Consider the following 17,744-nt stretch of genomic DNA (forward strand, 5'->3'; position numbering starts at 1 on the left):
TTGACGGTCTCCCCGTACGTCCCGGCGATCGCGCGCCCGCTGTTGCGGGCCTACCGGATGGCATCCGGCCCCACCATCCGGCTGGGCCACATGCTGGTCTTCTTCGGCCGCGCGGCGGCCGGTGTCCCGACCGTGCTGCGGCACTACCGCAGGGAGTTCGTGCGGCTGCTGTCCGATATCGCCTGGGGCAACGGCTCCATCGTGGTCGGCGGGGGGACCGCCGGGGTGGCGGTGGTGCTCGGCTTCACCGCCGGCGCGCTGGTGGCCATCGAGGGCTATAACTTCTTGAACCTGCTCGGCCTCGGCCCGGCGACCGGGATCATCTCCTCGCTGGTCAACACCCGGGAGCTGGCGCCGATCATGGCGTCGATGGCGTTCGCCATGCAGGCCGGCTGCCGGTTCACCGCGCAGCTCGGCGCGATGCGGATCGCCGAGGAGATCGACGCGCTGGATTCGATCGCGATCCGGCCGATCCCGTTCCTGGTCACCACCCGGCTGTTGGCCGCGACGCTCGCGGTGATCCCGCTGTACGTGGCCTGCCTGGCGATCACCTACCTGACCTGTCAGGTTGTCACCGGCATCATCAGCGGCGGGTCGATCGGCCCGTACCTGCACTACTTCACGATGATGCTGAGCGGCAAGGACATCGTCTATTCGGTGCTCAAGTGCGTGGTGTTCGTGTGGCTGGCCTCCACCGTGCAGTGCTACTACGGCTTCTACGCCTCCGGCGGGCCGGAAGGCGTCGGGGTGGCCGCCGGCCGCGCCATGCGGGCGTCCATCACGATCGTGATCATGGTCAACATGCTGCTGACGATGGCGTTGTGGAGCATCGACTCCGGCGCGAGGTTCGGTGGCTGATGGGCAATTCACTCGACACCGACGGGCGCGGTCCCTCCGAACAGCAGCTGCTGGGTGCCGGCGTCGCGGTGCTGGTGGTGATCGCGTTGGCCACCGCCGGTTTGCTGGCCAAGTCCACCGGCGCGCTCAACAGTTACGTGCGGGTGGTGGCCGAACTGATGAACGTGGGCGACGGACTGCCCGCCCAGTCCGACGTCAAGTACCACGGCCTGCTGGTCGGCAACGTCACCGACGTGATCCCGGCCGCCTACGGCAAACCCAACTACGTGCACATCAACCTCAAACCCGACCACGCCAAGGACATCCCGACTTCGGTGACCGCCCGGGTGGTGCCGTCGAACGTCTTCGCGGTGTCGTCGATTCAGCTGGTCGACCCAGGATCTGAGGCAGCCGACGGCTCGAAGGTCCGCGACGGCACGCACATCGCCGAGAACGCTGAATTGTCGACGGTGATCTTCCAGACCACGGTCTCCAAACTGCGCGACATCCTGGCCGCCACCGGCCGCGGCCGCGAGGACCACAGTCTGGGCATCCTGGCCGCCGTCGGCGCGGCCACCGACAACCGGCGCGTCAAGCTGCTGAGCGCCGGCGCCGACATGTCGCGACTGCTGGATCAGCTCAACGGCATCGTCGCCACCGAACCCGGCCCCTCGACGGTCTCGGCGCTGCTCGACGCCACCCACGGCCTGCAGGCAAGCGCCCCCGACCTGGTCGACGCACTGCACCAGGCGGTCGAGCCGATGCGGGCGTTCGCGGAGAAGCGCGCCGAGCTGGCCTCGCTGGTCGGCGGCGGCCAGTACACCGTGGGCGTTGCCCGCGAGGCGTTCGACAACCACGTCGACCAGCTGATCCACATCACCCACGACCTCACCCCGGTGGTGGGGGTGCTGGCCAACAACGCCGACAAGTTCGTCCCGATCTTCACCCGGGTCAACCGGCTCTCCGACCTGTTCTTCGACCAGCTCTACGATCCCCGGTTGATCACCAAGACCATGCGAGCCAACCTGTCCTTCACCCCGCTGCACACCTACACCCGGGCGGACTGCCCCCAGTACGGCGAACTGAAGGGACCGAGCTGCTTCACCGCACCGATGATCTCGGTACGGCCCGACCTCCCCGAGACACTGCTGCCGCAGTACTACCGCTTCCCGCCCGGCCTCGAACCACCGGCGGGCACCGAGATCGGCCCCGACGGGAACCTGCGTGCCGTCGGGCCGCCGCTGATCAACCCCGATCGCAGCCTGGCGGACACCAACCCGCCACTGCCCTGGTGGACCGGGCCCTTCCCGCGAGTACCCAGCAACGCCGACCCGCTCGACCCCGCGCCGCCACCACCGGCGAGCCCTCCCATCCCGGCCCAACCGCACGCCCCGGAGTGGCAGCCGCCGGCGCCGGTTGCGCCCGCATCGTCCTTTAGCGGCGCAGTCGGGTCGGTCGGTCCCGCCGCCTTCGGCGGCAATGTCGGTCCCGCTGCCTTCGGCGGCAATGTCGGTCCGGTCGGCAGCCAGACCGAACGCGACCAGCTCGGTGTCATCACCGGGCAGCGTCAGCCGGCATCGGTGGCCACCCAGCTGTTGCTCGGTCCCCTCGCGCGGGGCAACGCGGTGTCGTTCGCCCCGGCCCCCGCAAGCACCGGAGGGCAGAAGTGAAATGCCGCGGTCCCGTGATCGGACTGTCCCTGTTCATGGTCGTCGCGATGGTGCTGACCTGGCTGGTCTACGCCACTCTGCGCCGCGATGTGGCCGGGGCGACGACCCCGTACGCGGCGGTGTTCACCGACGTCTACGGGCTGCGCGAGGGCGACGACGTCCGGATGGCCGGGGTGCGGGTGGGCCGGGTGGAGAAGGTCGAACTGGACGGGGAGCCGGCCGGCCCCCCGAAAGCAAAAGTCTCGTTCATCGTCCAAAGCGACCAGAAGCTGTACGGCAACACGGTCGCGTCGGTGACGTATCAGAACATCATCGGCCAGCGGTATCTCGGATTGTCGCTGGGTTCCCACGGCAGCACCGAACTGCTGCCCCGCGGGAGCGTGATCGGCGTCGAGCACACCGAACCGTCCTTCGACGTCGGCGCCCTGCTCAACGGCTTCAAACCACTGATGTCGCTGCTCAATCCCAAGCAGGCCGACGATCTGACCCGCGGTGTGCTGCAGTCGCTGCAGGGTGACCAGGCGTCGATCACCGCGCTGGTGGACCAGTCGTCGACGTTGACCGCGACACTGGCCGGGCGCGACGAGATGCTGGGTGGTCTCATCACCAGCCTGAACAGACTGACCGGCACCATCGCCGGACAAAACGACCAGCTCGACCATGCGCTGACCCAGGCCCGCATCGCGGTAGCAGACCTGGACTCGCGCCGCCCGGCGTTGCAGTCCTCGGTCGGGTCGCTGGCCCAGGTGACGCGGCAGCTCTCGCGGATCGCCGACGAGGTCTTCCCGTCCCTGGAGGAGATGATCAACCGCGAGCCCGGTTTCACCAAGCACATGGCCGGCATCGAACCGCAGCTGGCGTTCACCGGGGCCAACCTGCCGCTGCTGCTCAAGGGCCTGGGCCGGGCGTTCGGGGACGGCGCCTACGGCAACGCCTACCTCTGCGACCTGAACGTCGCCGGATTCTTCCCGGGCCTCAACGACATCACCACGATCATCGTCAACGCGGCGACCCCCGGCAATGCTCGCCCGATAACCCAGAAGAACCTGGCCTGGCACACGCCGAAGTGCAGGAACACCGTCGATGGGTAACGCGATGACGTCACGGCCCGGCACCTTCTTCCGCCAGCGGCGGGCGCGGCCGCTGGAGTCCTACAACACCACCTGGCTGGGGTTCGGGGCACTGGCCGTGGTGGCTGTCGTGGTGGCCGCGGCGCTGTTCGTCAAGGTGCTCGGCGTCGGCTATACCCGCTACACCGCGGAGTTCGCCCAAGCCGCCGCGCTGGCCCCCGGCAACCCGATCGTGGTCGCGGGCATCGAGGTGGGCCGGGTAGCGAGCATGCGGCTCGCCGGTGACCACGTCGAAGCCGGCCTGACCGTGCGCAACGACATCGGGCTGGGCAAGGACACCCGGGCGAAGATCCAGGTGATGACGATCCTCGGGTCGCGGTATCTGAAACTGGAGCCCGCCGGTTCCGGCGCACTGCCCGGCAAGCGGATCAACCTCGCCCACACCGAGGTCCCCTACTCGCTGGAGTCGCTGCTGGAGGACGCCACCACCACGTTCGACCAGGTCGATTCCGACCAGTTCGGGCAGTCCCTGGCCGTGCTCGGCCAACAACTGAGCGGACTTCCCCCCGGTGATTCCGCAAGCGATGGCCAATCTGCACTCGCTGGCCAAGCTCACCGCCGATCGGCGCGATCAGCTCGGCACCCTGCTCGCCAGCACCCAGCGGGTGGCCAACACGCTGCGCAACCAGCAGACGCACCTGGGAAACCTGGTTGATCAGGGCCAGGACTTCATCGGGGAACTGGTGGCACGGCAGAACACCTTCCACGCCATGCTGGCTGCGCTGACCAACCTCACCGGCAATCTGAACAACGTCGTGGTCACCGACCGGTCGATGCTCGACGAGATGCTGATCAACGTGCGGGCGCTGTCGGACATGCTCGGCCAGCACGACGACCTGTTGCGCAGCCTGATCCAGTCCGCGCCGCCACCATTGCGGGGTATCACCAACGCCACCGGCTACGGCCCCGGTATCGAGTTCTTCGCCGGCAACGGGATCGCGATCGACTCGTGGATGTGCGCCATCAGCGGCCGCGCCAAGCAGTTCGGCATGATCGAGTACTTCAAGGACTGCAAATGAGCGCGCCACCGACCGTCGCCGCCGACGATCCGATCGAGGAGCCGACAGACACCGTCGCGGTGCCGCGCCGTTCGGCGCCGACAGTCACCCCCACCGGCCGGCGCCGCGTCACGGCGCTGATCTCTGCGCTGATCGCCGGGGCACTGATCGTCTCCGCCGCGGCCGCCTACTACTTCAACCCGTTCGGCGGTCATATCACTGTCACCACCCAATTCGACAGCGCCGCAGGGCTTTACGAAGGCAATGTGGTCGCGGTGCTCGGGATGCCGGTGGGCAAGATCCGCAAGGTCACTCCGAAGGGCGAGTACGTCGAGGCCGAATTCACCGTCGACCGCGGCGTGAAGATCCCCGCCGACGTGCGCGCCGTGACCATCAACACCTCGATCCTGACCGCACGGCAGATCGAGCTGACCCCGGCGTATGCGGGCGGTCCGGTGCTGGCCGACCGCACCACCATCGGGCTGAACCGCACCCGGACGCCGGTCGCGTTCGATCGGGTGCTGGACATGCTCGACAAGGTCTCCAAATCGCTCGGCGGCGACGGCAAGGGCAACGGGCCGGTGGCCGACGTGATCAACGCCGGCGCCGACATCGCCGACGGCAACGGCGAGAGGATCAAATCAACGCTGAGCGAGTTGTCACGGGCCCTGCAACTCAGCTCCGACCGCGGCGAGACGACCGGCGATCAGCTGACCACGATCATCACCAACCTCAGCTCGCTGATGGACGCGGCGGCCCGCAACGACGCGAAGTTGCGTCAATTCGGCTCCACCACACGCCAGTTGAGTCAGATGCTCGCCAACGAGGATTTCGGGACCGGGCGCACCGGCCGCAAGATCAACGAGATCGTCACCCAGGCGACGTCGCTGCTGCAGGCCAACCGGGACAACCTCAAGCATGCCATTCTCAACGGCGACACCGCCGTGACCACCCTGGTGGACAAGCAGCGCGACCTGGCAGAACTCCTCAACCTGCTGCCGATGACAATGGAAAACCTCTATAACGCCGTCGACACCAACAACGGGGCGGTCCGGCTGCACGCCCTGGTGGACAAGATCCTCGTCGACAGCCAAAGCACCAAGGAGCTGTGCAACATGATGCACCTTCGACAGTTGGGTTGTGGCACAGGAACTCTGGCCGATTACGGCCCCGACTTCGGTCTGACGTATGTCCTCGACGGCCTCTCGATGATGGGGCAGTAGACGTGGCGGCGCGCAACAGGCGGACAGCCAAGGCCGCGATGGCGCTGCTGTGCAGCGCGACCATCGCGTCGTCGGCGGCCGGCTGCGGCACCAGCGGCCTGGACAGCCTGCCGCTGCCGGCTCCGGGTATCGGCAGCGGGGGCTATCTGATCACCGCGGTGTTCGCCAACGCGCTGAATTTGCCCGGGCACGCCAAGGTGAAGCTCTCCGGTGCCGACATCGGCCAGATGGAGTCGATGGTCGCGCGCAACTACACCGCGGTCACCACGTTGCGCATCATGGACGGCGTCCGGATCCCGGTGGGCAGCACCGCCGAGTTGCGGTCGGCGACCCCGCTCGGTGACGTGTTCGTGGCGATCAAGCCGCCGGTTCACCTCGACCCGTCGGCGCCGCTGCTCAAGGGCGGCGACGCCATCGGGCTGGAGTCCACCGCGTCAGCGGCCACCGTGGAATCGGTGTTGAGCTCGGCGGCGCTGCTGGTCAACGGTGGCGCGGTGCAGAACTTCACCAATCTCGTCAACGGCGCCGGGAAGGCGACCGGCGACCAGGGCAAGGCATTCGGAAAGCTGATCAACCAGTCCAACGAGCTACTGGCGAAACTCAACGCCCGCTCCGGCGAGATCGAGACGGCGCTGCGCGAAACCAGCCAACTGGCCGACCGGCTCGATGCCCGCAGCGCCGCGCTCACCGACGTCCTCGACGCGGCCGGTCCGGCGACCGACACACTGGTGGACAACACCAGCCAGCTCGCCGACCTGGTCGAGGAACTGGGCGCGACCAGCCGGCAGCTGACCCGGTTCCCGTCGATTGCCGGGACCGACGATTCCGGGCACAGCTTCATCAAGGACGCCAACCTGCTCGCCGGCGCGTGGAACGACGTGGCGACCGACCCCAACACCAGCCTGTACGCCCTGAACCGGCTGGTGGCGCCGTTCATCAAGATGACTTCCGGGTCGGGTGTTTCGGTGCACGCCAGCATCGACCGTCTGGTGTGGGGCTCGATGCCCGACGCCGGGTTCAAGGGCGACCCGGCGTTCCACGGCCCGAAGCGCTACGACTGGGCCAAGATGGCCGGCTCGATCAAGTACGCGCTGTGGCGCCTACAAGAACGCGTGGTGGGACGCGGTCCGGACTCCGACATGGGGCAGGCACCGTGGACGGCGGTCGGTCCGCCGATACCGCCGACCCCGGCCGAAGCCGAGTGGGGCCCCGTCGAGCCGGGCCCGCCGGGACCGGGGCCGCCGGGACCGGGACCGAGGCCATGATCGACGCATTCAGCCGGCGCCTGGTGGCCCTGGTCCGCGCCGGTTACCGGCGCAAGAACCTGCTGTCGGGGGTCGCGTTGGCGATGACCCTGGTGGTGGGGACCGCCTACCTGCTGGTGGGCGCACTGCGGGTGAACCCGACGCGCTCGACCTACCAGATCACCATCGCGCTGCCGGATTCCGGCGGGCTGCTCACCGACCAGGACGTGTCGGTGCGCGGGGTACCGGTGGGCCGGATCGAGTCGCTGCGCATCACCAGTACCGGTGTCGACGCGGTCGCCAACATCGAGTCGACGGTGCAGATTCCCGCGGCCAGCAAGGTGCGGGTTTCCGGCCTGTCGGCCGCCGGGGAGCAGTACATCGACTTCGAGCCCCTGTCGAGCACCGGTCCGTTCCTGTCCGGCGGCAGCGTGGTCTCGCGGGACCAGGCGACCACGCCGATTCCGATCTCGCAGTTGCTGGCCGACGCCGACGGCATGCTGGCCCAGACCGACCCGGGCAAGCTCGAGCTGGTCAAAAAGGAACTCAGCCTGTCCGATGAGGGCCCGCGCAAGCTCACCGACATCGTCGACGGCGGCACCTTCCTGCTGTCCACCCTGGATACGGTGCTGCCGGAGACGGTGAGCCTGCTGACATCGAGCCGGGTCGTGCTCACCATGCTCAGCGACGTCAACAACGGTCTGGCCGCCACAACGGACAACCTCGACAAGGTGTTCAAGGGCATCAACCCGATGATCGGCGGCTATCAACGCCTGGTCGACCAGGCGCCCGGGATGCTGTCGTCGGTCGACGGGCTCTTCGACGATAACTCCGACACCATGGTCGGGCTGCTCGGCAACCTGGTCACCACGGCACAGTTGCTCTACGTCCGGGCGCCGGCGCTCAACGCGCTGTTCCCGAACTACCGCGGCTCGACGGTCGCGGCGCTCGACTCGGCGATCCACGAGGGCGGAATGTGGGCGACCGTCGACATTTACCCGCGCTACACCTGCGACTACGGGACACCGCGGCGGCCCCCGTCGGCAGCGGACTTCCCCGAACCGTTCCTGTACGGCTACTGTCGCGACACCGATCAGTCCGTGTTGGTACGGGGTGCTCACAACGCGCCGCGTCCGCCCGGCGATGACACCGCCGGCCCGCCGCCCGGCGCCGACCTGGCGGCGACCACCGACCCGACCCCCAAGGGCCGCTACACGATTCCCACCGACTACGGCGGCCCGCCGTTGTTGATCGAGCCGCCACGCTGATGTTCAAGGAGACGCCACCATGAGTACCGACGACGAGCCGGATGCCACCGAAGACGACAAAACCACTGCGCGCGAGGCGGAGTCGGCCGCGGCCGAAAAGCCGGCCGAGACCACCGCGCTGCCGGCACCGCGGTCACGGTCCCCCCGGACGCGGCGGGAGTCGCTGACGCTCGGGGGCATCGCCGCCGCCTACCTGGTGGTGTTCGGCCTGGTCGGCGGGCTCGGCTGGCAACTGTGGCAGCAGCACCGGATCGCCGCTGCCGGGGCAGCCGGGCAGCGTGCCGCGGTGGACTACGCCCAGGTATTGACCAGCATCGACTCGAACAGGGTGGACGACGACTTCACCGCAGTGCTCAACGGCGCGACCGGGGATTTCAAGGACACCTATACCAAGGCCAGCGTCCAGCTGCGCCAGCTGTTGATCGACAACAAGGCGTCGGCGCAGGGCGTCGTGGTGGACTCGGCCGTCCAATCCGAGTCCGCCGACAAGGTGGTGGTGCTGGTGATGGTCAACCAAACAGTCACCAACACCACCCGTCCTGATCCGCGGGTGGATCGCAGCCGAATGAAGATGACGATGCAGAAGGTCGACGGTCGATGGCTGGCGAGCAAGGTCGAATTGCCCTAGGAGGGAAGCTATGTGGGCGACCCGACTACTGACGGGGATGACGGCCCTGGCCACGGTGGCACTGGCGGTGGCGGCCACACCGGACGCCGGTGCCTCGGCGCCGTCGTTCTGCAACGGGCTGGGCGGCGATTGGGACGGGCACTACTGCAGCACCGACGTGCACTCCGAGCGGCTGGCAACCCGCTACATCCGGATGGCGGTGCCGGGGGATCTGGTCGATCACCCGGTGGCCGGGCCACCGATCCGCGATTACCTGGCGAAGTTGTTCACCAACTGGCGCGCCAAGGGCGCTTCGATGGTCGCCGACAGTTGGGGCAACGAGAATTTCGAGATTTTCCAGCACGGCGACGCGCTCACCGCGGTCTTCCACGAGGACTACCACTCCGACGGTCCGTACATCAACAATGCCTACCGCACCTTCACCTTCGATATGGCCGGCGGCCGGCAACTGCAGTTGGCCGACATCACCAGGCCCGGGGTCGATCCGCTGGCGACGATTCCGCAACTCGGCGAGCCCTACATCACCGAGGCCCTCGACCGGGCGTTCTGGGAGCATCGGCCCGGCGACTACCCGTTCGTCGCGGAGCGCTTCACCCCCGACAAGGTGTTCTCCGGTGGTTACCGGTCGTGGGCGTTGACCCCCGATGAGTTGATCCTGTACATGCCCGACTATCCGGTCGGCCACGACTCCCCGGTCCAGTACAACCAGATGCAGTGGTACATGGACGGCGGTAACGTCCAGGCGCACATCCCGCTGGCGGCGCTGCGTTCCATCCTCCGCCCGGAATACGGCGGTTCAGCGAGCCTCGACGAAGGAGAGGCGACGCAGGGACCGCCGCAACAGTAGAGCGGTTCAGCGAGCCTCGACGAAGGAGAGGCGACGCAGGGACCGCCGCAACAGTAGCTGGGCCTGAGGCACTTTCGCCTGCGCTGCTCAGCCGTAACGGAAGAGCAGCAGGCTCACCGTGACCACGGCCGCTGTCAGCGCGATCACCGGCGCAACGGCGACATGGGTCAGCGTCGCTCCGACGACGGCGCCGCCGATCATCGTCAACACCACGCCGTAGCGCAGCTTTTCGCGGTTCCCGGTGCCGCCGGCCAGCCTGCTGTCCACGCCGATGCCGGCGATGGTCGAGGTGAGCACGGTGGTGTAGAGCTCCTGGATGCCGAACTGGCGCGCGGTCGAGTTCTGCACGCCGAAGGCCATCGCGAGGCCGAGGATCAGGATCAGCTTGCTGGCGTCGTGGTAACGCAGCACACCGAACCCTGCCAGCGCGGCCAGCCCCACCAGCAGTGCCACCTCGATGCCCAGCGCGGTGGTGACCCAGGTCCGGGGACGCCGGCCCAGTGCCCGCACCAGGCGACCGCCGACGATCGCGCCGAGCAGGAACCCACCGACCGCCACGATCGCCGCGGTCAGGTCAATGCCGGTGTGGGCGACGAACAGGAAGCCCAGAAAGATCACATTGCCGGTCATATTCGCGACGAACACCCGCCCGAGCACCAGCACGCTGACCGCGTCGATCAGCCCGGTGGCGAAGGTCAGCAGCAGCAATGCCGCCACCGTGCGCCGTTGTGACAGCGGCGAGGTGACCGGCATGGCTCAGTTCGGGAACCGCGGTGTGAGGTCCAGCGAGGTGATCGTCGGCATCCTGGTGACCACCCAGCGGTTCTGGTCGCGTTTCATGTACAGCCGGTAGGTCAGGTACTTGATCTGCGGGATGCTCTTGCTCAGTTCGCTGGTCGCCGAGGTATTGGTGTAGACCAGCACGGTCGCCTCGGGGCCGTCCAGCGATTCGACCGCGGCGCCGACGATCTCGGTGCTGTCGGTGACCTTGGCCTGTTTGTTGCTCTCGGCGATCGTGGCGATGAACTTGCGGTACTGGGCTTCCAGGTCGCCGCTGAGGTAGACCGCCGCCCGGTCCGGAAGCGTGTCCATGTTCTCCGGCGTGTAGTTCCACAGTGTGTGGATCGCTCGGGCCGCGGTGCGGGCGATATCCAGTTTGGTGGCCACTTCTGCCCGGTCGACAAGATACGGCTGGGACGCGCCGGCGGCGAAGGCGGCGGAGGCCACGAACAGCGCGGCTGCCAGCGCTCCGGCCACCCGCAGGCCGATTCGCCCACGAGCACGGGGCTTTTCGGGTTCGGCCTCGGTTTCCTCGCCGGCCTCGACCTCGGCGCCATCAGCCGCCTCGTTGCTTTCGGTGTCACCGTCGGTGTCGGTTCCGCCGGCCTCGGGCTCGCCGCTGTCGTCGCCTTCCAGGTCGATCCGACCGTCCCCGGTCTCGGAGGACGTCTCGGTCACAGCACCTGGTTCAGATTGCTGATCTTCCACTGGTCCCCTTCCTTCTCTGCCGTCAGTAGCCAGCGGGACGCGGCGCTGACATCCTGCTTGCCGTCCGGTGACTTCCCGGTGTTCTCCACGGCCACCAGCACATTCGCGCTGCCGTCGTCGTTCCACCGCTCGACCCCGGCCCCGGTCACCGTCCCGGTGGTCCGTTCGCTACGCGCGACCGCGAGCAGGATCCGGTTGGCCTTGTCCTGGCACTCCTTCTCGAATTCACCGGTGGCGTGCGCCAGCACGTCGGCCAGGTAGTCGTTGGCGTGGAACGGATCCGGCGAGGTGAACATCGTCATGAAGGACTGCACCTCGCCGAGCACCTCGACGTCTCGCATCGCCGCCCGATGGTGCGACGTGTGCGAGACCAGCACCAGGGCGCACACCGTGATCGCCGCGACCCCCAGCAGCACAGCGGCGACCAGTGCGGTGGCCAGCACCCGACTCGGGGCGTTGCGCTCGACGAACAGCGGCGTGTCGTCGGGGCCGATCCGGCGCCGCGGACTCATTTCTCCTCCTCGGCGGGCAGCGGCTTGCTGACGACGGTGAGGTCGTCGACGAGCCAGTCCCCCGCCGTCTTCGCGAACGTGACCCGCACAGTGGCGCTGATCAGGCGCTCCTTGCCGGGAGCCCCGCGTTGACCCTGCAGGAACAGCAGCATCGTCGCCCGGTGCGGCGTCGCGCTCAGCACCGCGGCATCGGCAACCCGGTAGTAGTTCGGTGTCGGTTTGGCGCCGCCGATCGCTTCTTGCTGGGGCACCAACTGTTCGCGGTATTTCGCGGTCGCCAACGATTGGGCACGGGCGAAATCGTCCTGCAGCGACTCGGGGTCGTAGGACAGCATGTCCGCGACGATCTTCGGACCCTGCCGGGAGACCTGGGTCCTCGCCACATCCGACGCGTGTTCGGGCTGGTAGACCAGGAAGTAGCCGGCCACGGCGGCGATGACGCTCAGGGCGGCCGCCGCTCCGAATACCGCGCCGGTCCGGGTCCGGATGCCCACCGGGGGCTGCCGGTTGACGGCCGGGCGAACCTCGGTGCGCGCCAAGATATCTGCGAAGGTGCGCCGACGCCTGTCGCGCAGCGGCCAGAGCCAGCCGGCGAAGACCGGTGCGGTGTCGAGCAGGTGCGCCACGTCGCGCAGCAGCAGGCGGCCGGCGCCGACAGTCTCGGCCTTGCCGCCGCCGCGCACCACCTCGATCCCGCGGAACGCGCGGCCCAGGCTCCACCCGGCGTACGCCGGCAGCAACGTCCGGTTGACCGCGGTCGCCAGGATCGCCAGCCCGGCGATCGTCACCGCGATCCACCACCATATTCCGCGGTGCGGGAAGGACAGCGCCGCCAGCGCCATCGCGGCCAGCACGATCACGCCGGGCAGCAGGTCGACGCCCAGCGCGGCCGCTCGGGTCCGCCACCCGGCCGGTTGAGCCTGCGGCACCGCGGTTACTGCGTCGGTCACCGCGCCACCTGGTCAAGTCTTCCGATCCGGTACTGACCGTCCTCGCGGACCATCTGAGCCCGCAGCCGGTAGCCGACCTCCTTGCCCTGGGTCTCGACATTGTCGACCTTGACCCGGAAGGCCACCAGCACGTCGACCGAGCCGTCTGGATTGTTCCGCTCGACCGCGGCGCCCATCTCGGTGAGCTCGATGTGCACCTTGGCCGCTCGATACGCCTGGACGAAGATCTCCGCGAAATAAGTGGCCTGGGTTCGGAATTCTCCCGCGGCGCAGTCGAGGATCGTCTGCTGCGCCAAGGCGATATCGGCACTGTCGGGCGCCTGGGTAGCCAACACGCAGTGCTTGGCCGCCGCGATCGCCTCCGCGTTGTCACGCGCCATGGCCTGGCTCGCGGCGTGATCCCGCAGCCCCAGGTATCCCGCGGTCGCTAGACCCGCGGCCAGCACGACCAGCACGACACACAGGGCGACCAGGTGGCGACGCCCGAGGCGGGACTGCCCCGACCCGGCGTCTGCCACATCGGTCGGTACCGGCTCCGTCGTCGCGGTGTCTGCTGCGGTGTCCTCGTCCGTCGTGTCTGCGGTCTCGGCGGTGTCTGCGGTCTGCTGCTCCCCGTCCGGACTCACCGGAACGGTGCCAGCATCCCCTTCCATGCGTCGTCTCCTATGTTGGTCGAGTTCTCGACGGAGTATTCGACGCCGTCCGGCCCCACCGCCTGGCCACTCTGTGGATTGTAGATTGCAGCGGGACCCCCACCCGGGGTGTAGACGCAAGGGTTCGGTTGCTGCCCGTTGCACTGCACGCTACCGGTACCCGGCCGGGTCAGCGGGTCGTTCAGCGGCGGCGGCGTCGGGGGCACCATATCCGCCGGTAGCGGGTTGAGGCCGTTATTGATCGACGGCGCCGGGATCACGTGGCCCGGTTCGATCGGCTGATCACAGCGCGCCCCCAGTGCCGGGCAGTTGCGGATCTGGTTCGGGTCGCCGTACCAGGGGTTGGTGCCCATCGGAATGTACGGCTTGTCGCTGCGGCAATCCTTCGGCGTCGGGGCCCGCTTGCCCGGCACGTCGACACACGGGATGTTGCGGACGCCGCGCACGTTGTTCGACGGCGTGTCCTGCGGAATCCGGCAGGAGACGTCGGGGAGGTCGGCGGGACTGGTGTCGGCGAACGCCCGCCACTCCGATGCCGGCAGGTAGCCGGTCAGACACGGCGGCGGGTAGCCCAGGCTCAGGCCCGGAATCGGGATCGGGAAAACCGGGCCCGGGAAGGCCCCGAGTGCCACGTCTATTGATGCGCGCCCCGGGAACGTCGAGCTGACCGTCTGGACGATGGAACCGGCCTGCGGCAGGAACACCAACACCTGCTCGGTGTTGCGGTTATAGCGCCTGGCCATCTCGGTCAGGATCGCCGCGTTCGCCATCATCTGCGGCAGGCTGTCCCGGGTGTCACTGAATATCGTGTGCACCTGGTCGACCAGCGGCGGCAGATCGGTGATGATGTGCTTCACCGTCTCGTCCCGGCTCGCGGCCTGGCTGCTGAGGATGTTGAGGTTGCGCGCCCACTGCGTAATCGAGTCGCTCGACTGGACCTGGCTTTCGATGATCGGGGCTGCCTTCTCGATGATGTCGTCGACATCGCCGAGGTTGGCTTTGAGATCACCGACGATGGCCTGCGTCGAGTCGACCAGGCGCTGCAGCGACGGGCCCAAGCCCCCGACGGCCGTCGCCGTCTCGTCGAGTACCGCCGAGATCTTTCCGGTCGGCAACGCAGCCAGGCCACGCTGGGCGGCGTCCAGTGCCGGCCCGATCGCCGACGGCACCGTGCCCTTGGTGATCGTCTGGCCGTTCTTCAGGTACTGGCCCGGGTTGTCCGTGGACACCAGATCCAGGTACTGCTCACCGATCGCCGACACCGAATGCACGTTCGCCGACGCGTCGGCTGGAATCTTGTAATCGTTGGAGATCTGCATCGTCGCCTGCGCGCCCGTTTCGGTCGGCTCGACCGCCGTGACTCGCCCGATGATGGTTCCGCGGTAGGTGACGTTCGCGGTCTTGTACAGGCCGCCCGCCTCGGGCAGGTTCGCCTTGAGGCTGTACTGGCCGAGCCCGGCGAGGCTCGGCAGACGCAGGTAGTACACCCCCAGCACCGCCAGGGCGGCGACGGTCAGGACGCTGAAGATCATCAGCTGCCGTTTGATCTGAGACGTCAGCAATTCCGGTCAGCCCTTTCCACATAGGGACCGCCGGGTGCGGTGGCGGGGTTCGGCGTATACCGGACGTCCGGGATCATCTTCTCGGGATCGTGGCCGAAGGACTGTTCGAGCGCCCGCAGCATCCCCGAGAACCCGGTGCCGGTCAGGATCGCATTATCGATCGACGCGTAGGTCAGGTCCACGACCAGCGAGGAGTTGATGAAGTCGCCGCGGACCGCCTTGAAGGCACCGTCGACGTGGTACGGCGCGGTGATCATGACCTGCAACAGGTCCGGTATGTACGGCGACGCCTTGCGGAGTTCACGCGCGGGGCACTGCATCGACGTCAGCACCTTGTGGAGGTCGGAGCGGACCGGGGCGATCTGTTCGTTGGTCGCCCGGCCCAACTGGCCGATCCCGTCGATGGCGTTGATGAAGACTTGCTGCTGCGCGTTGAAGTACTTGAACAGCGGCGGGAAGTCGGTCAGCACCTTGTCGACGGCGTTGTCGTGGGCACTGATGTAACTCAACAGGCGGTTGCTGGAGTCGATGGCGTGGGTGATGTCGTCGCGCTGATCGTTCAGCGAGCCGACGAACGTGTCCAGCTTGTCCAGGAAGGACCGGATCTGCTCGGCCCGGCCACCCACGACCGCGTCGAATTCGGTGGTGATGGTCTCCAGGTCGGACAACCCACCCCGGTGCAGCAGTAACGACAGACCGGCGAGTGTGCGCTCGATCGTCGGGAACGCCGACGAATTGTTCAGCCCGATCGTGTCGCCGTCCTTGAGTTCGCCGTCCGGTTTCGGCGGCGCCGCGAGTTCGATGTGCTGCGACCCCAGCAAGCTGGTCTGTCCGATCTTCGCCGTGGCGTTACGCGGTAGGTGGACGTCCTTGTTGAGCTTGAGCTTCAAGGTGGCGACCCAGTTCTTCAACTCGATCTGGTCGACCACGCCGACGAACACGTCGGCGACCAACACCCGACTGTTGCCGTTGAGCGCGAGGGTGTCCGGCACCTGCACGTAGACCGTGTAGGCACCGGGGCCGCTGCCGGGCCCGCCCGGAAGCGGAACGTTGGCGATTCCTCGCCAGTCCCGACATGAGGTCAGCGTCAGCGCCACCATCAACAGGACCAGGGCTTGCCGGCCCCGCCGGCTGACCGTCTTCATCACGGTTGTCCGTCTCATCAGCCTTCACCTCGCGGAGGAAGCGGTGCCACCGGGCCCGGGATCACGTTGGGCCCGGGCGGGGGCGGCGCGATCGGAGCCACCCCGGGGGGCTGGCCGACGAAGGGCAGCGGACCGGGAGCCTCGTCATAGGCGTTCGGCGGCCCGGGCGGGGTCTGGTACTGGGACTGGATCGGCGCCGGATCCGGGCCGCCCATCAACTGCGCCAGTGACTCGGGCGTCAACAGCCGCTCGGTGTCGTGGCCGGGCTGCACACCCTGCATTCCGGGTGCGGTGATCCAGCCCGGCTGAGAGTTCTTGTGCGACAGCGGTGTGTCCGGCACCCAGATACCCGGAACGGTGGTGTCCTTGTATCCCGGTGGCGGCTGCAGTCGCGGCTCGGAGTACGCGATCTGCTTGGGCGTGGTGTAGGCGCTGGTCCAGATGTTGATACCGAACGGCAGGTAGTTGAACTTGATCGCATCGGCCACCGGGGCGAGATACTCCGCGCACAGTTCGGCCGAGTCCTGGTAGCCCAGCCGGCTACCGGCCTGGATCGCGCTGCAGATGAACTGCATCGGGTTGGCGAAGTTCGGCAGCACCGGGAAGCCGGTGACGGCGCCCTGGGCGGGGTGGTAGATCTCGCCCGCACCGGCCAGCACGTTCGGCAGCACGTGCAATGCGGTCTCGAAGCCCTCCAGCGGGTCCGGCTGCGTGATCGCGGTGGTCACCTGGGCGAGGTTGTCGATGCTCTTGACCAGCGGCTCCTGGTTCTGGTTCAAGAACGCCCGGATGATCGTCATGGTGGCATAGAACTGGTCGGCGGCCTGCGCGAGCGCCTGATCGGTGCTGGTCAGGTTGTTGGTGAACTTGGCCAGGTCCCGGTTCAGCGCGACGAACTGCTGGTCGTTGTGGTCCAGCGCCCGGACGAACAGGGCCAGGCTGCGCGTCACGGCGTAGAAGTCGCCGCGGCCCTTGTTCAGCGCGGTGAGCGCATCCGAGAGGCTGCTGAACGTCGTGTTGAGCTGCTGGCCCTTGCCGGCCAGGCTGTCGGCGAAGCTCTCGATCGCTTCGCCGATCGGTCCCTTCGGCTGCTCCTTGGTCGGACCCAGCTTGGTGATGATGTTGGTGACGTCGTTGCGCAGGGTGTCCCACTCGACCGGAACCTCGGTGCGTTCCTCGGGGATCACGGCGTTGTCGGCGAGCACCGGGCCACCGCGGTAGGGCGGCTCCAGCTGAATGTTGCGCGACGCCACCAGGGTCGGGTTCAAGATGATCGCCTTGGCGTCGGCCGGCACCTTGTACTTGCTCCGGTAGTGCAGGGTGACCTTCATCTTGTCGCCGGCCGGTTCGATCTTGTCGATCGCGCCGACCCGCACGCCCATGATCTGGACCGCGTCACCGGGGTACAGCGCGTCGGTCTGGGGGAAGTAGGCGACCACGGTGGTGCTGGTGAGCTTGCGGAACAGTTGCAGGCCGCCGAAGCCCGCCACCAGTGCCAACACCAGCAGCGCGGAGCCCACGATGACCGTCGCACGCGACATCTGGGGCAGTCGCACGTTACGAACGTCGAAAACGGTACCCACGTCCGG

At 67.7% G+C, this 17,744-nt stretch carries 16 protein-coding genes and 1 pseudogene; 9 read left to right on the forward strand and 8 right to left on the reverse strand.

All coding sequences use genetic code 11. The features are described 5' to 3' along the window. The 9 genes and pseudogenes from G6N23_RS19505 (at position 1) to G6N23_RS19545 (ending at position 9,845) form a co-directional block, all read left to right on the forward strand. Positions 1–858, forward strand: a complete 858-nt coding sequence (locus tag G6N23_RS19505) for an ABC transporter permease (RefSeq protein ID WP_085259160.1) — start codon at positions 1–3, stop codon at positions 856–858. After that, the gene (locus G6N23_RS19510; RefSeq protein WP_085259161.1) at positions 858–2,507 is read left to right on the forward strand and encodes an MlaD family protein; all 1,650 of its coding nucleotides are present in this window, start codon (positions 858–860) and stop codon (positions 2,505–2,507) included. Before G6N23_RS19505 ends, G6N23_RS19510 begins: the two co-directional genes overlap by 1 nt. Then, positions 2,504–3,598: an MlaD family protein gene (locus G6N23_RS19515; RefSeq protein WP_085259162.1), complete on the forward strand. Its 1,095-nt coding sequence runs from the start codon at positions 2,504–2,506 to the stop codon at positions 3,596–3,598. The genes G6N23_RS19510 and G6N23_RS19515 overlap by 4 nt, the downstream gene beginning before the upstream one ends. 4 nt (positions 3,599–3,602) lie before the next feature. Continuing rightward, positions 3,603–4,656, forward strand: a pseudogene (locus tag G6N23_RS19520) (MCE family protein). After that, complete coding sequence (locus G6N23_RS19525) at positions 4,653–5,858, forward strand: MCE family protein (protein WP_085259163.1); 1,206 nt, start codon at positions 4,653–4,655, stop codon at positions 5,856–5,858. The pseudogene G6N23_RS19520 and the gene G6N23_RS19525 overlap by 4 nt, the downstream one beginning before the upstream one ends. A gap of 38 nt (positions 5,859–5,896) precedes the next feature. Beyond that, entirely contained in the window at positions 5,897–7,123 is a 1,227-nt protein-coding gene (locus tag G6N23_RS19530) for an MCE family protein (protein ID WP_085259225.1), read from the forward strand. Continuing rightward, positions 7,120–8,370, forward strand: coding sequence for an MlaD family protein (locus tag G6N23_RS19535; protein WP_085259224.1), 1,251 nt, complete (start codon positions 7,120–7,122; stop codon positions 8,368–8,370). Before G6N23_RS19530 ends, G6N23_RS19535 begins: the two co-directional genes overlap by 4 nt. Positions 8,371–8,389: 19 nt before the next feature. After that, positions 8,390–8,998, forward strand: a complete 609-nt coding sequence (locus tag G6N23_RS19540) for an Rv1363c family protein (RefSeq protein WP_085259164.1) — start codon at positions 8,390–8,392, stop codon at positions 8,996–8,998. A 37-nt stretch (positions 8,999–9,035) separates the two neighbouring features. Beyond that, positions 9,036–9,845, forward strand: a complete 810-nt coding sequence (locus tag G6N23_RS19545; RefSeq protein WP_234808473.1) for a mannan-binding family protein — start codon at positions 9,036–9,038, stop codon at positions 9,843–9,845. 87 nt (positions 9,846–9,932) lie between these two features. Here G6N23_RS19545 and G6N23_RS19550 read toward each other — a convergent pair whose 3' ends face one another. From G6N23_RS19550 to G6N23_RS19585, 8 genes are read right to left on the reverse strand one after another with little or no spacing between them, the layout of a single operon-like run. Beyond that, complete coding sequence (locus G6N23_RS19550) at positions 9,933–10,598, reverse strand: YoaK family protein (RefSeq protein WP_085259166.1); 666 nt, start codon at positions 10,596–10,598, stop codon at positions 9,933–9,935. A 3-nt stretch (positions 10,599–10,601) separates the two neighbouring features. Beyond that, on the reverse strand, positions 10,602–11,303 hold the full coding sequence (locus G6N23_RS19555; RefSeq protein WP_085259167.1) for a mammalian cell entry protein: 702 nt from the start codon (positions 11,301–11,303) through the stop codon (positions 10,602–10,604). Continuing rightward, on the reverse strand, positions 11,300–11,845 hold the full coding sequence (locus G6N23_RS19560) for an Rv1363c family protein (protein ID WP_085259168.1): 546 nt from the start codon (positions 11,843–11,845) through the stop codon (positions 11,300–11,302). The genes G6N23_RS19555 and G6N23_RS19560 overlap by 4 nt, the downstream gene beginning before the upstream one ends. Continuing rightward, a complete protein-coding gene (locus G6N23_RS19565) occupies positions 11,842–12,795 on the reverse strand; it encodes an RDD family protein (protein WP_085259169.1) in 954 nt (317 codons plus the stop codon). Before G6N23_RS19565 ends, G6N23_RS19560 begins: the two co-directional genes overlap by 4 nt. Then, positions 12,792–13,448, reverse strand: coding sequence for an Rv1363c family protein (locus G6N23_RS19570; RefSeq protein ID WP_085259170.1), 657 nt, complete (start codon positions 13,446–13,448; stop codon positions 12,792–12,794). Before G6N23_RS19570 ends, G6N23_RS19565 begins: the two co-directional genes overlap by 4 nt. Next, positions 13,418–15,010 carry an MCE family protein gene (locus tag G6N23_RS19575; protein WP_085259171.1) on the reverse strand — a complete coding sequence of 531 codons (1,593 nt, stop codon included), beginning with the start codon at positions 15,008–15,010 and terminating at the stop codon, positions 13,418–13,420. Before G6N23_RS19575 ends, G6N23_RS19570 begins: the two co-directional genes overlap by 31 nt. Then, on the reverse strand, positions 15,004–16,155 hold the full coding sequence (locus G6N23_RS19580) for an MCE family protein (protein WP_085259172.1): 1,152 nt from the start codon (positions 16,153–16,155) through the stop codon (positions 15,004–15,006). Before G6N23_RS19580 ends, G6N23_RS19575 begins: the two co-directional genes overlap by 7 nt. Before the next feature lie 17 nt (positions 16,156–16,172). Then, the gene (locus G6N23_RS19585) at positions 16,173–17,738 is read right to left on the reverse strand and encodes a virulence factor Mce family protein (RefSeq protein WP_085259173.1); all 1,566 of its coding nucleotides are present in this window, start codon (positions 17,736–17,738) and stop codon (positions 16,173–16,175) included. Between the last annotated feature and the right edge of the window lie 6 nt (positions 17,739–17,744).

This window comes from Mycolicibacter terrae, from assembly GCF_010727125.1.
Taxonomy (GTDB): domain Bacteria; phylum Actinomycetota; class Actinomycetes; order Mycobacteriales; family Mycobacteriaceae; genus Mycobacterium; species Mycobacterium terrae.